We start from the raw sequence: 14,251 nt of genomic DNA on the forward strand, positions 1-14,251 counted from the left end.
GGCATTATTTTCCTATAGTTCAATATTTACAAAGCCAATAATTTTATATCCCGGATGCTTCACCCGTACTTTGCCACAAACAATAAAGCCATAAAAAAGGCCACCGTAAAGGTGGCCAACCATGTCGAAAACGGACATTTATCTGTTCCCGCAGGAACAGCGAGTTTTATTTTATAATTGCTTTCAGCGCTTCGCCGATATCGGCCAGGCTGCGAACGGTTTTCACGCCCGCGGCTTCCAGCGCGGCGAATTTTTCATCCGCAGTGCCTTTACCACCGGCAATGATGGCGCCCGCGTGGCCCATACGCTTGCCTTTCGGCGCGGTAACACCCGCGATATAGCCAACAACCGGCTTGGTCACGTGGTCTTTAATATAAGCCGCCGCTTCTTCTTCTGCGCTACCGCCGATCTCGCCGATCATCACGATCGCTTCAGTCTGCGGATCTTCCTGGAACAATTTCAGAATGTCGATGAAGTTAGAGCCCGGAATCGGGTCGCCGCCGATACCCACGCAGGTGGACTGGCCGAAACCGTAGTCGGTGGTCTGCTTAACCGCTTCATAGGTCAGCGTGCCGGAACGGGAAACGATACCCACTTTACCCGGCTTATGAATGTGACCCGGCATGATGCCGATTTTGCATTCGCCCGGGGTGATCACACCTGGGCAGTTCGGGCCGATCATGCGTACGCCCGCTTCGTCCAGCTTCACTTTCACGGTCAGCATATCCAGCGTCGGAATACCTTCGGTGATGGTGATAATCAGTTTGATGCCTGCGTCGATCGCTTCCAGAATGGAGTCTTTGCAGAACGGCGCCGGGACGTAGATAACGGATGCGGTCGCACCGGTAGCTTCTACCGCTTCGCGCACGGTGTTGAACACCGGCAGACCCAGATGCGTGGTGCCGCCTTTGCCCGGCGTTACGCCGCCGACCATCTGCGTACCGTAAGCAATCGCCTGTTCGGAGTGGAAAGTCCCCTGGCTACCGGTGAAGCCCTGGCAGATAACCTTGGTATCTTTATTAATTAAAACGGACATTATTTCCCCTCCACTGCGGCAACAACCTGCTGAGCTGCATCCGTCAGACTTTTCGCTGCAATAATATTCAGGCCACTGTCAGCCAGTTTCTTCGCGCCGAGTTCGGCGTTGTTGCCTTCCAGACGCACCACCACCGGAACGTTCACGCCCACTTCTTCCACCGCGCCGATGATACCGTCGGCAATCAGGTCACAACGGACGATACCGCCGAAGATGTTAACCAGAACCGCTTTCACGTTGTCATCCGAGAGGATGATTTTAAACGCTTCGGTGACGCGCTCTTTGGTTGCGCCACCGCCCACGTCAAGAAAGTTAGCCGGTTCGCCGCCATGCAGCTTAACGATGTCCATGGTGCCCATCGCCAGACCCGCGCCGTTCACCATGCAACCGATGTTGCCGTCCAGCGCGACGTAGTTCAGTTCCCACTGCGCCGCCTGCGCTTCACGCGGGTCTTCCTGAGACTGGTCGCGCATTTCGCGCAGATCCGGCTGGCGGAACAGCGCGTTGCCGTCAGCGCCCAGCTTGCCGTCGAGGCAAATCAGATCGCCCTGCTTAGTGATCACCAGCGGATTAATTTCGATTAGCGCCAGGTCGCGCTCAAGGAAAATGGTTGCCAGGCCCATAAAGATTTTGGTGAACTGCTGCACCAGTTTACCTTCCAGACCCAATTTGAACGCCAGCTCCCGTCCCTGATACGGCATCGGGCCGGTCAGCGGATCGAGCGCGACTTTATGGATCAGATGCGGGGTTTCCTCCGCGACTTTTTCGATCTCTACGCCACCTTCGGTAGACGCCATAAAGACCACGCGACGAGAACTACGGTCAACTACCGCGCCGAGGTACAGTTCTTTGCCGATGTCGGTCGCCGCTTCAACCAGAATCTGGTTTACCGGTTGGCCATTAGCGTCTGTTTGATAGGTCACCAGACGTTTGCCCAGCCAGTTTTCCGCAAAGGCGCGAATCTCTTCTTTGCTTTTTACTACCTTCACACCGCCCGCTTTGCCGCGGCCGCCAGCGTGAACCTGACATTTCACTACCCACGGGCCGGCACCGATTTTAGACGCGGCTTCTTCGGCTTCACGCGGAGTAGTACAGGCATAACCCACCGGCGCCGGTAAGCCATAGCGGGCAAAAAGTTGTTTTGCCTGATATTCATGTAAGTTCATGTGTTCTGTCCATCCTTCAGGTAATCGTTATCTTTAGACCTGTAGGCCTGAAAGCTGCGCGCCATCAGGCATTACACCATCGCCGGATGGCGGCGTGAACGCCTTATCCAGCCTACAGGTAGCAGGTGATGCTCTTGCTGACTACACGTCCAACAGCAGACGGGTCGGATCTTCCAGCAACTCTTTGATGGTGACCAGGAAGCCCACGGATTCGCGACCATCGATCAGGCGATGATCGTAAGAGAGCGCCAGGTACATCATCGGCAGGATTTCCACCTTGCCATCCACCGCCATCGGCCTGTCTTTAATAGCATGCATTCCCAGAATCGCGCTCTGCGGCGGGTTGATGATCGGGGTAGACATCAGCGAACCGAATACGCCGCCGTTGGTAATGGTAAAGTTACCACCGGTCAGGTCTTCTACGGTCAGCTTGCCGTCGCGGCCTTTGACAGCCAGTTCTTTAATTTTTTTCTCAATGTCAGCCATGCCCAGCGTATCCACGTCACGTAATACCGGCGTGACCAGGCCGCGCGGCGTAGACACCGCCATGCTCACATCAAAGTAGTTGTGATACACCACGTCATCGCCGTCGATAGAGGCGTTCACTTCCGGATAACGCTTCAGCGCTTCCACTACCGCTTTCACGTAGAAGGACATAAAGCCCAGGCGGATACCATGACGTTTTTCAAACACTTCGCCATACTGCTTACGCAAATCCATAATCGGCTTCATGTTGACTTCATTGAAGGTCGTCAGCATGGCGGTGGAATTTTTCGCTTCCAGCAGACGCTCGGCCACGCGCTTACGCAGGCGGGTCATTGGCACGCGTTTTTCGCCGCGCGCGCCCAGAGCGGGTTGTGCTGCAGGTTCAACAGCGGGTGCTTTAGACTCGCCTTTCGCCAGATGTTTTTCCACATCTTCACGGGTCAGACGCCCACCCACACCAGTGCCTTTAATGGCGCTGGCTTCCAGATTGTGTTCAGCCAGCAGGCGACGGATCGCCGGGCTGAGCGCATCGTTGTTTTGTTCTTCCAGCGACGCCTGCTGGCGCTGTGCCGGCGTAGACGCTTTCTCTTCAGATTTGGCGCTGGTCTCTTTACCCGCGCTGTTGCCTTCACGCAGGCGACCCAGGATCTGGCGAGAGGTGACAGTCGTCCCCTCCTCTTCCAGAACCGCATCCAGAATGCCGTCCGCTGATGCCGGTACTTCCAGTACCACTTTGTCAGTTTCGATTTCTACCAGCACTTCGTCACGAACAACCGCATCACCCGGTTTTTTATGCCAGGTGGCGACGGTCGCGTCCGCTACGGACTCAGGCAGGTCGGGAACAAGAATATCTACGCTACTCATTATTTATCCTTTATTTAATCGACGTTCAGCGCGTCATTAACCAGATCTTGTTGCTGTTTCTGGTGAACGGACATATACCCTACCGCCGGAGAGGCGGAGGCCGGGCGACCTGCGTAACGCAGAGCGGCCCCAAACGGAATCACTTCACGGAAATGATGCTGGCTGCAGTACCATGCGCCCTGGTTGAGCGGCTCTTCCTGGCACCAGACAAAATCATGGACGTGAGCGTATGGTTGCAGCGCTTCCTGCACCGCTTTATGCGGGAACGGATAGAGCTGTTCGATGCGCACGATAGCGACATCTTTCTGGTCGTTTTTGCGACGTTGTTCCAGCAGGTCGTAATAAACCTTACCAGAACACATTACCACGCGTTTTACGGCTTTAGGGTCCAGCTCGTCAATTTCGCCAATGGCCGGCTGGAAGGAACCGTTCGCCAGTTCATCAAGCGTGGAAACCGCCAGCGGGTGACGCAGCAGCGATTTCGGCGACATCACCACCAGCGGACGACGCATCCCGCGCAGCGCCTGACGGCGCAGCATATGGTAGACCTGCGCCGGGGTGGACGGCACGCAAACCTGCATATTCTGCTCGGCGCAAAGTTGCAGATAACGTTCCAGACGCGCGGAAGAGTGCTCCGGCCCCTGCCCTTCATAGCCGTGCGGCAACAGCATCACCAGACCGCACATCCGGCCCCATTTCTGCTCGCCGGAGGAGATGAACTGGTCAATCACTACCTGCGCGCCGTTGGCAAAATCGCCAAACTGCGCTTCCCAGATAGTCAGGGTACGTGGTTCCGCCGTGGCATAACCGTATTCAAAAGCCAGTACCGCTTCTTCAGACAGCACGGAGTCCCAGACTTTAAACTGTCCCTGACCGCTGTGAATATGCTGCAACGGCGTATACGTTGAGCCGTTCGTCTGGTTGTGGATCACCGCATGACGATGGAAGAAGGTGCCGCGACCGGAGTCTTCCCCGGACAGGCGCACCGGAATGCCTTCATCGACCAGCGTGGCGTAAGCCAGATTTTCCGCACCGCCCCAGTCAAACAATTTCTCGCCTGCCGCCATTGACTGACGGTCGCCATAAATTTTCGCCACGCGAGACTGCATTTCAATGGCTTCCGGCACGGTGCTGATACGTTTTGCCAGCTCCTGCAGACGCTTCATTTCTACCTTGTTCGGGTATGCTTCATCCCATTCGTGGTTTAGATACGGCGACCAGGTGAACGAGTGCATATTCATCGGACGCCACTCTTTCACCACGCATTCGCCTGCATCCAGCGCATCGCGATAGAGGTTGACCATTTCAGTGGCATCTTCCAGCGTTGCGACCTTATCAGCTTCCAGTTTGTCGGCGTAGATTTTACGCGGCGTCGGATGCTTTTTGATTTTCTGGTACATCAGCGGCTGGGTTGCGCTTGGCTCGTCGGCTTCGTTGTGGCCGTGACGGCGGTAGCACACCAGATCGATAAAGACATCGCGTTTAAAGGTATTACGGAAGTCCAGCGCCAGACGGGTCACAAAAGCGACGGCTTCCGGATCGTCCGCGTTGACGTGGAAAATCGGCGCCTGGACCATTTTACCGATATCGGTGCAGTAAGGCGTTGAACGCGCATCCAGTGGGTTAGAGGTGGTGAAGCCCACCTGGTTGTTGATAACGATACGTACCGTACCGCCCACTTCGTAACCGCGCGCTTTCGACATGTTCAGGGTTTCCTGAACCACGCCCTGGCCGGTCACCGCGGCGTCGCCGTGAATAGTGATCGGCAACACTTTGTTGCTGCTCGGTTCGTCCAGTCGGTCCAGACGGGCACGCACGGAGCCCATCACCACCGGGCTCACAATTTCCAGGTGCGATGGGTTAAACGCCAGCGCCAGGTGAACCAGACCGCCTTCGGTTTCGATATCTGACGAGAAGCCCATGTGATACTTCACGTCGCCGGTACCCAGATGTTCTTTATGTTTACCGGCAAACTCGTCGAACAGATCCTGCGGTTTTTTACCCAGTACGTTGATCAGCACGTTCAGGCGACCGCGGTGCGCCATCCCCAGCACCACTTCGCGAGTGCCGCTGTTACCCGCATGGCGAACCATCTCTTTCAGCATGGGTATCAGCGCATCTCCCCCCTCAAGCGAGAAACGTTTCGCACCCGGGAATTTGGCGCCCAGATAACGCTCCAGCCCTTCAGCGGCGGTCAGTTCGTTCAGGAAGCGTTTTTTCTCGTCAGCGCTAAAGGCCGCACGACCGGATTCGATGCGCTGTTGGATCCAGCGTTTCTCTTCGGTGCTGGTGATGTGCATATACTCAGCGCCAATCGGGCCGCAGTAGGTCTGTTTGAGCGCGTCGAGCAGCTCGCCCAGCTTCATCGTCTCTTTGCCGCTGGCAAAGGAGCCGACATTGAAGGTTTCCTGGAAATCGGCCTCGGTCAAATCATGGAAAGAAGGGTCCAGATCCGCCACGCGTTCTTGTTTCCACAGTCCCAGCGGATCGAGGTTTGCATGCTGATGGCCACGGAAACGATAAGCGTTGATAAGCTGCAGGACTTTAACCTGCTTCACATTGGTGTCAGGGTCGGAAATCGTAGAAGAGTGACGTGAGCCAGCCAACGCCTGCCGCCGGAAATATTCACGTGTTTTTGAATGGAGTTGATCCGGTTTGACTCCGGTACCAGGTAACTGCTGGAACGTCAAACGCCAGTTAGCGTCTACCGAGTCAGGATCGGTTAAGAAGTCTTCATAGAGCTGTTCTATCCAGCTCTGATTCGAACCAGAGAGGTAAGAAGAGTCCAACCAGGCTTTCAAAGCGCTGTTCTGCATCGTGATCCCTTAAGCATCTTTTCTGCTTATTTAATACTCTAAATAGGTCACGTTTCAGGAAGGCGGCAAGCTTGCGAATCCCTCGGAGCTTACATCCAGTAAGTGACCGGGGTGAGCAAGTGCAGCCAACGCACATGCAACGTGAACTATGACGAGTATTTCGCCGTGGATACTAACCACGCATACGCTGTATGCGTGCCGGGGTTCACTTGTTGCGGACTGTCGTGTCATCTGCGTCCGCTAAGGAACCTTTAAAAACTGTCTAATAATCTTCGCTGTTCAGGCTACGACTGCGTTGCGGCCTTCGCTCACTCCGGTCACATAGTTAACTATGCTCCCGAAGATTCGTTCAGACCGCGCCTTGTCTCGCTCTGAACATCTCGATTATTACTAATCATATGGCAGTTTTTAGAGGTTTCCTGCACTTCTATTGCCCGATGGCGCCTGGCTTATCAGGCCTACGGGATTGCGCCTGTAGGCCAGATAAGACGGTACGTCGCCATCCGGCAACCACTACAACTACTTATGCGCTACGCTGCAACAGCATCGACTTAATATGGCCGATAGCGCGCGTCGGGTTCAGCCCTTTAGGGCATACACTGACGCAGTTCATAATGCTGTGACAGCGGAATACGCTGAATGCATCGCTCATCCCTTCCAGACGACTGTCGGTCTCGGTATCACGGCTATCGATCAGGAATCGATATGCCGCGAGCAGACCCGCCGGACCGATAAACTTATCCGGGTTCCACCAGAATGACGGGCAGGATGTTGAGCAACAGGCACAAAGAATACATTCATACAGCCCATCGAGTTTTTCACGCTGCTCCGGCATCTGCAGATGCTCACGAGCCGGTGGATTTTGCCCATTATTCAATAAGTAAGGCTTAATCTTCTCATATTGTGCGTAGAATTGCCCCATGTCTACCACCAAATCGCGGATCACCGGCAAACCGGGCAGCGGGCGAATCACAATCTTCTTACCCGGCTGAGTCAGCGCCGAAATAGGGGTAATACAGGCCAGACCATTCTTACCGTTCATATTCAAACCATCAGAACCACACACGCCTTCGCGGCAGGAACGGCGGAAAGAAAGGCTGGGATCTTTTTCTTTAAGCTGGATTAACGCATCCAGCAGCATCATGTCGCGCCCTTCTTCGCCTTCCAGGGTGTAGTCCTGCATACGCGGAGCGTTATCGACATCCGGGTTATAACGATAAATCGAAAATTCGAGTTTCATCATCCTGTCTCCGCAATTAATAAGTACGAATCTTCGGCGGGAACGCCGGACGCAGTTTCGGTTCCATATTGACGCTTCGGCGCGTCATGGATTCCGTTTGCGGCTGATACAGGGTATGACACAACCAGTTGGCATCATCACGCTCCGGGAAATCGAAGCGGCTATGCGCGCCGCGGCTTTCCGTCCGGAAGTTGGCTGATACGGCAGTGGCGTAGGCAGTTTCCATCAGGTTATCCAGCTCCAGACACTCAACACGCTGGGTATTAAACTCGCTGGACGTGTCATCCAGACGGGCGTTTTTCAGACGCTCGCGGATCACTTTCAACTGCTCAAGCCCTTTCGCCATCGCGTCGCCTTCACGGAATACGGAGAAGTTATGCTGCATACACTCCTGCAACGCTTTGCGGATAGCCACCGGATCTTCGCCATTGCGGTTATTGTTCCAGCGATTCAGGCGCTCCAGAGAACCTTCAACGTCAGACTCGCTGGCGTCGCGCAGCACGCCCTGCTCGGCGATGGATTCCTGTAAATGCAGCCCCGCCGCGCGGCCAAAGACCACCAGATCCAGCAGTGAGTTACCGCCCAGACGGTTGGCGCCGTGAACCGATACACAGGCGATTTCGCCTACCGCAAACAGCCCCGGAATGACCACGTCTTCGCCCTGCTCGTTCACGGTCAGCGCCTGACCGGTCACTTTAGTCGGAATACCGCCCATCATGTAGTGGCAGGTCGGAATAACCGGAATCGGCTCTTTCACCGGGTCAACGTGGGCGAAAGTACGGGACAGTTCCAGGATACCCGGCAGGCGAGATTCCAGCACCTCTTTACCCAGGTGATCCAGTTTCAGTTTAGCGTGCGGCCCCCACGGACCGTCGCAGCCGCGGCCTTCACGGATTTCGATCATGATGGAACGCGCCACCACGTCACGACCCGCCAGGTCTTTGGCGTTCGGCGCATAACGCTCCATAAAGCGCTCGCCATGTTTGTTCAACAGGTAACCGCCTTCGCCGCGGCAGCCTTCTGTCACCAGCACACCCGCCCCGGCGATACCGGTCGGGTGGAACTGCCACATTTCCATGTCCTGCACCGGGACACCGGCACGCAGCGCCATACCGACACCATCACCAGTATTGATATGAGCGTTGGTGGTGGACTGGTAGATACGGCCTGCGCCGCCGGTCGCCAGCACCGTCGCGCGAGCTTTGAAGTACACCACTTCACCGGTTTCGATGCACAGTGCGGTACACCCCACCACCGCGCCATCCTGGTTTTTCACCAGATCCAGCGCATACCATTCGGAGAAAATCGTGGTGTGGTTTTTCAAATTCTGTTGATACAGCGTATGTAGCAAGGCGTGACCGGTACGGTCAGCCGCCGCCGCGGTACGTGCCGCCTGCTCGCCGCCAAAGTTTTTCGACTGGCCGCCGAACGGGCGCTGATAGATACGTCCATCATCAAGACGGGAGAACGGTAACCCCATGTGCTCCAGTTCCAGAATCGCTTCCGGTCCGGTCTTACACATATATTCGATGGCATCCTGGTCACCAATGTAGTCCGACCCCTTAACGGTGTCGTACATGTGCCATTCCCAGTTATCTTCATGGGTATTGCCGAGCGCCACGGTGATACCGCCCTGCGCGGAAACGGTATGGGAACGGGTCGGGAAGACTTTCGAGAGCAGCGCACAGGTTTGGCCGCTTTGGGAAATTTGCAGCGCCGCGCGCATACCTGCGCCACCGGCACCAATCACAACAGCATCAAATTCTCTGACTGGCAGTTTCATTACACACCCCACACCACAACAAATCCATAGATGACGTAAACCACCAGCGCAACAACAATAACGAGTTGCAGTATCAGACGCACTGCCAGTGGTTTAACGTAGTCGGTTAACACCTGCCACATGCCGATCCAGGCATGAATCAAGATGGAAAAAAGCGCCAGCAGGGTGAAGACTTTGGTGAAGGCCGATGAGAAGAAACCGGTCCAGGCTTCAAAGGTCAGTTCGCCGCTCGTGGCGAAAAAACCCACCATGTAGATGATGTATAACGTCAGAACGATAGCGGTAGCACGGACCAGGATGAAGTCATGTACGCCATTGCGTCCTAATGCGGAGGCGTTGCTTACCATACGAGGACTCCTGCGAGAAGTGAAAGCACGACAGTGATAACAAAAGAGATTTTGGCAGAGCGTTGACCCGCTTCGAATGTTTCTTCCAGATAGCCAAAATCCATTAACATGTGACGAATTCCCACGATGACGTGATATGCCAGCGCGGTAAGGATGCCCCACATGATAAATTTAACGATGAAGCCGTCCATGATGTCGGCGGCCTGCTGGAATCCTTCCGGAGAAGAGAGGCTGGTGCCCAGTAGCCACAGTAGTATGCCGACGGCGATGAAAGTAATCACACCGGATACGCGATGGAGAATGGACGCTATCGCTGTGATGGGGAACCGAATCGTTTGTAGATCCAGATTGACAGGTCTTTGTTTTTTCACATTTCTTATCATGAATAACGCCCACATGCTGTTCTTATTATTCCCTTAAGACTTCGGTTACAGAGGTGAATCTACCTGTAGCCAGAAAGACGACGGGATTTCCTTCCTCCGGTCTGCGTGCGGGTCAGACAGCGTCCTTTCTATAACTGCGCGTCATGTAAAACACTGCTTCCAGTAGCTAAAACGACACGTTACAACGCTGGGTGGCTCGGGATTGCAGGGTATTCCGGAGACCTGGCGGCAGTATAGGACGTTCACAAAATCATTACAATTAACCTACATATAGTTTGTCGGGTTTTATCCTGAACAGTGACACAGGTCACGATAACAACATTTTTTTAATTTTCAATCATCTGATTTGACAAACATTAAACAAAATTGTTACAAACGACACCAGAAAAAGCATATAATGCGTAAAAGTTATGGGGTCACTCTTTCACCTGTTAATAAGTTATGCAACAGTACAATGATATTGACCCATTCTTTCAGGACAGTTATTAGTGATAGACAGGTTACATTACTCGGATTGCTACGTTCCTGATTTGCTGCTAATTCGAAATTAATCAAGCCGTTACCTGCAAGCGCCCATTGCTCTGTACCCAGGTCATCCCCTCTTTCACAGAGCGGCGAGCCAAATAACAAACTGGTAACGGTTGATTGATGCATACACAGAATCTTCCCTGCACTAACGACGAGGAAGATGACGTGGAGAAGGCAAGTCTGAGTTCCGGCAGTCTTAAGCAATAAGGCGCTAAGGAGACCGTAAATGGCTGATACAAAGGCAAAAATCACCCTTACTGGTGACACTGCTATTGAACTGGATGTGCTAAAAGGTACACTCGGTCAAGATGTTATTGATATTCGTAGTCTCGGTTCAAAAGGAGTTTTTACTTTTGACCCTGGTTTCACCTCTACCGCATCCTGCGAATCTAAAATCACCTTCATCGACGGCGACGAAGGCATTTTGTTGCATCGCGGTTTCCCGATTGACCAGCTTGCTACCGATTCCAACTATCTGGAAGTCTGTTACATCCTGCTGTACGGCGAAAAACCGACGCAGGAAGAGTATGACGAGTTCAGAACGACAGTCACCCGCCATACGATGATCCATGAGCAAATCACTCGCCTGTTCCATGCTTTCCGTCGCGACTCACATCCGATGGCGGTAATGTGCGGGATCACTGGCGCGCTGGCAGCGTTCTACCACGACTCGCTGGATGTGAACAATCCGCGCCACCGTGAAATCGCGGCGTTCCGCCTGCTGTCCAAAATGCCGACCATGGCGGCGATGTGTTACAAATATTCCATCGGTCAGCCGTTTGTTTATCCGCGCAACGACCTTTCCTACGCCGGTAACTTCCTGAACATGATGTTCTCCACGCCGTGTGAAACCTATGAAGTGAATCCGGTACTGGAGCGCGCGATGGACCGTATTCTGATCCTGCACGCTGACCATGAGCAGAACGCCTCTACGTCAACGGTACGTACCGCAGGTTCAAGCGGCGCCAACCCGTTCGCCTGCATTGCCGCCGGGATCGCCTCCCTGTGGGGACCCGCGCACGGCGGCGCCAACGAAGCCGCGCTGAAAATGCTGGAAGAAATCAGCTCTGTTAAACACATTCCGGAATTTGTTCGCCGTGCGAAAGACAAGAATGATTCTTTCCGCCTGATGGGCTTCGGTCACCGTGTTTACAAAAACTACGATCCGCGCGCCACCGTGATGCGTGAAACCTGCCACGAAGTGCTGAAAGAGCTGGGCACCAAAGACGATCTGCTGGAAGTGGCGATGGAGCTTGAGCACATTGCGCTCAACGACCCGTACTTCATCGAGAAGAAACTGTACCCGAACGTAGACTTCTACTCCGGCATCATTCTGAAAGCGATGGGCATTCCGTCCTCCATGTTCACCGTGATCTTCGCCATGGCGCGTACCGTTGGCTGGATTGCACACTGGAATGAAATGCACACTGACGGCATGAAAATCGCCCGTCCTCGTCAGCTGTATACCGGCTACGATAAACGCGATTTTAAATCGGCGCTGAAGCGTTAATTGACAACCGGATGGCGACACAACCCTCGCCATCCGGTACATTTTCCCTTTTTTCTTATCCTCATTATTTTATTCTTACCCCGTTACTCTCTATGATTAATTAAGGTTTCGCTAAATATCATTCAGGGAGCATGGAATGCCGATTCTGCAGTGGTTTTTGTTGTTCCTGTTATCGCTGCTCATTTCCCTTATTTTTCTCTATCTGCACCTTCCGGCGGCAATGCTGCTCGGTCCAATGATTGCGGGTATCGTGTTGAGTTTGCGAGGTAGTACGCTACAACTTCCGCGCGGTATTTTTCTCGCCGCGCAGGCAATTCTCGGCTGTATGATCGCCCAAAATCTAACCGGTTCGATATTGACCACCCTCGCCCTCTACTGGCCGGTCGTGCTTTTAGTGTTGCTGGTGACGCTGCTTTCCAGCGCGGTAGTCGGCTGGCTGCTGGTACGTTACAGCTCGCTGCCCGGCAACACCGGCGCATGGGGGTCTTCGCCGGGCGGCGCGGCGGCAATGGTAGCGATGGCGCAAGATTACGGGGCGGATATCCGCCTGGTGGCGTTTATGCAGTATCTACGGGTACTGTTTGTGGCTGGCGCGGCGGTGCTGGTGACACGCCTGATACTCGGCGACAGCGCGGCAGCGGTCAGCCAACAGGTGATCTGGTTTCCGCCGCTTAGCGGTAATTTATTGACGACGCTGTTATTAGCGATCGTGGCGGGCATTGCCGGTCGCCTGATGCGTATCCCTTCCGGCACGATGCTGCTCCCCATGTTGGCAGGCGCGCTTCTCCATTCGCAAGGCATCATTGAGATTGAATTACCCGAATGGCTGCTGGCCGTGGCGTATATGGCGATAGGCTGGCGTATTGGGCTGGGTTTTGACAGACAGGTGTTTTTTATGGCGCTGCGGCCATTGCCGCAAATCTTATTGTCAATTTTCGCGCTGATGGCGATTTGCGCCGCGATGGCGTGGGGAATGGCTTACTACATGCAGATTGATTTTATGACGGCTTATCTCGCCACCAGTCCCGGTGGTCTGGATACGGTTGCCGCGATCGCGGCAGGAAGCAGTGCCGATATGGCGCTCATCATGGCAATGCAAACCCTACGGCTGTTCAGCATTCTGTTAACTGGGCCAGCAGTGGCCCGTTTTATATCAACCTATGCGCCCAAACAACCTTTGTAGGGCTGATAAGCGTCGCGCCATCAGGCAATAGCCGCTCGCCGATGGCGGTTCCGGCTATTTCTGGCAATGCGGGCACCAGTAAAACGGGCGTGAGGACAGTGTTGTCTTTTCAATAATGCCGCCACACCGCTCGCACGCTTCGCCGTCACGGTGGAAAACCTTAAAGCGAAACAGTGCGCCATGATGCTTGTTCTCATCCGCCTGACCGCGAGTCGTGTAGGACAGGCGCGGAATATCCAACAGCGCGTGAGAAAGCGCATTCAGTTGCGCCTCGTTGAGATCTTTCGCTTTATGCTGTCCGGTTAATCCTACCTGCCAGAGGATTTCAACGCGCAGATAATTCCCCAGTCCCGCCAGAAAGGACTGATCCAGCAACAGCCCGGAAAATTGTCGGTTGCGAAAACGCGGCGACAGCAATCGAGCTTTAACCTCTTCCGGAGTGAGACGCGCGTCCAGCACATCCGGACCGACTCGCTGTAAAAAGGGGTGCGTCGTGAGCTGCTCTGCTGTCAGCATTTCGATATCAGACGCGCTATAAAGCAGAATAGTTTTATCCGCCGTTTGTAGCCTGACGCGCAATATACGCGTGGTCTGCGGTATTTCACCGGTGTCGATCACCCGCCATACGCCATAGAGTTGGTTGTGGCTGTAGAGCGTCAGGCCATTTGAAAAGTGGGTCAATAACGCTTTTCCCCGCGTCTCTATCCGGGTAACAAGTTGACCGGTAAGCTGCGATTCATACGGTTTTAACTGTGCAAAGGCAAACCAGACATCGGTTAAGGGTTTGCCTTTGATTGCCGCCTCCAGATTATCCGCCGCACGACGAATTTCCGGGCCTTCAGGCATGATAATATCCTTTGTTAACAGTTGATTAATGGACTAGACCGCCTCTGACTGTCTGGAATGCAC

General features: G+C 54.1%; 12 protein-coding genes. 2 read left to right on the forward strand and 10 right to left on the reverse strand.

The features are described from left to right. Positions 1 to 166 precede the first annotated feature (166 nt). The 9 genes from sucD to EOS98_RS24620 form a co-directional block, all read right to left on the reverse strand. Entirely contained in the window at positions 167 to 1,036 is an 870-nt protein-coding gene (gene sucD, locus EOS98_RS15485) for a succinate--CoA ligase subunit alpha (protein WP_000114631.1), read from the reverse strand. Beyond that, the gene (sucC, locus tag EOS98_RS15490) at positions 1,036 to 2,202 is read right to left on the reverse strand and encodes an ADP-forming succinate--CoA ligase subunit beta (protein ID WP_001048590.1); all 1,167 of its coding nucleotides are present in this window, start codon (positions 2,200 to 2,202) and stop codon (positions 1,036 to 1,038) included. The genes sucD and sucC overlap by 1 nt, the downstream gene beginning before the upstream one ends. Before the next feature lie 141 nt (positions 2,203 to 2,343). After that, the gene (gene odhB / locus EOS98_RS15495) at positions 2,344 to 3,552 is read right to left on the reverse strand and encodes a 2-oxoglutarate dehydrogenase complex dihydrolipoyllysine-residue succinyltransferase (RefSeq protein ID WP_000099858.1); all 1,209 of its coding nucleotides are present in this window, start codon (positions 3,550 to 3,552) and stop codon (positions 2,344 to 2,346) included. A gap of 14 nt (positions 3,553 to 3,566) precedes the next feature. Then, positions 3,567 to 6,368 (reverse strand): 2-oxoglutarate dehydrogenase E1 component, encoded by a 2,802-nt coding sequence (gene sucA / locus EOS98_RS15500; RefSeq protein WP_126524187.1) that lies wholly within the window; start codon positions 6,366 to 6,368, stop codon positions 3,567 to 3,569. A gap of 523 nt (positions 6,369 to 6,891) precedes the next feature. Further along, positions 6,892 to 7,608, reverse strand: coding sequence for a succinate dehydrogenase iron-sulfur subunit SdhB (sdhB, locus tag EOS98_RS15505; RefSeq protein WP_001537859.1), 717 nt, complete (start codon positions 7,606 to 7,608; stop codon positions 6,892 to 6,894). A gap of 16 nt (positions 7,609 to 7,624) precedes the next feature. Beyond that, on the reverse strand, positions 7,625 to 9,391 hold the full coding sequence (gene sdhA, locus EOS98_RS15510; protein ID WP_000775561.1) for a succinate dehydrogenase flavoprotein subunit: 1,767 nt from the start codon (positions 9,389 to 9,391) through the stop codon (positions 7,625 to 7,627). After that, positions 9,391 to 9,738 (reverse strand): succinate dehydrogenase membrane anchor subunit, encoded by a 348-nt coding sequence (gene sdhD / locus EOS98_RS15515; RefSeq protein WP_000254356.1) that lies wholly within the window; start codon positions 9,736 to 9,738, stop codon positions 9,391 to 9,393. The genes sdhA and sdhD overlap by 1 nt, the downstream gene beginning before the upstream one ends. Then, a complete protein-coding gene (gene sdhC, locus EOS98_RS15520) occupies positions 9,732 to 10,136 on the reverse strand; it encodes a succinate dehydrogenase cytochrome b556 subunit (RefSeq protein WP_000263340.1) in 405 nt (134 codons plus the stop codon). Before sdhC ends, sdhD begins: the two co-directional genes overlap by 7 nt. Before the next feature lie 393 nt (positions 10,137 to 10,529). Continuing rightward, positions 10,530 to 10,775: a hypothetical protein gene (locus EOS98_RS24620; RefSeq protein ID WP_001539488.1), complete on the reverse strand. Its 246-nt coding sequence runs from the start codon at positions 10,773 to 10,775 to the stop codon at positions 10,530 to 10,532. A gap of 100 nt (positions 10,776 to 10,875) precedes the next feature. On the opposite strand from EOS98_RS24620, the gene EOS98_RS15525 reads away from it, so the two are divergent. Together EOS98_RS15525 and EOS98_RS15530 are read left to right on the forward strand one after the other, a co-directional pair. After that, a complete protein-coding gene (locus tag EOS98_RS15525) occupies positions 10,876 to 12,159 on the forward strand; it encodes a citrate synthase (protein WP_000785811.1) in 1,284 nt (427 codons plus the stop codon). Positions 12,160 to 12,295: 136 nt separating this feature from the next. Next, positions 12,296 to 13,342 (forward strand): AbrB family transcriptional regulator, encoded by a 1,047-nt coding sequence (locus EOS98_RS15530; protein WP_023206683.1) that lies wholly within the window; start codon positions 12,296 to 12,298, stop codon positions 13,340 to 13,342. Positions 13,343 to 13,396: 54 nt separating this feature from the next. On the opposite strand, the gene nei is transcribed toward EOS98_RS15530, so the two are convergent. After that, complete coding sequence (nei, locus tag EOS98_RS15535) at positions 13,397 to 14,188, reverse strand: endonuclease VIII (protein ID WP_001113971.1); 792 nt, start codon at positions 14,186 to 14,188, stop codon at positions 13,397 to 13,399. Positions 14,189 to 14,251: the final 63 nt, after the last annotated feature.

Source organism: Salmonella sp. SSDFZ69, assembly GCF_004010755.1.
In the GTDB taxonomy this organism is placed as follows: domain Bacteria; phylum Pseudomonadota; class Gammaproteobacteria; order Enterobacterales; family Enterobacteriaceae; genus Salmonella; species Salmonella enterica.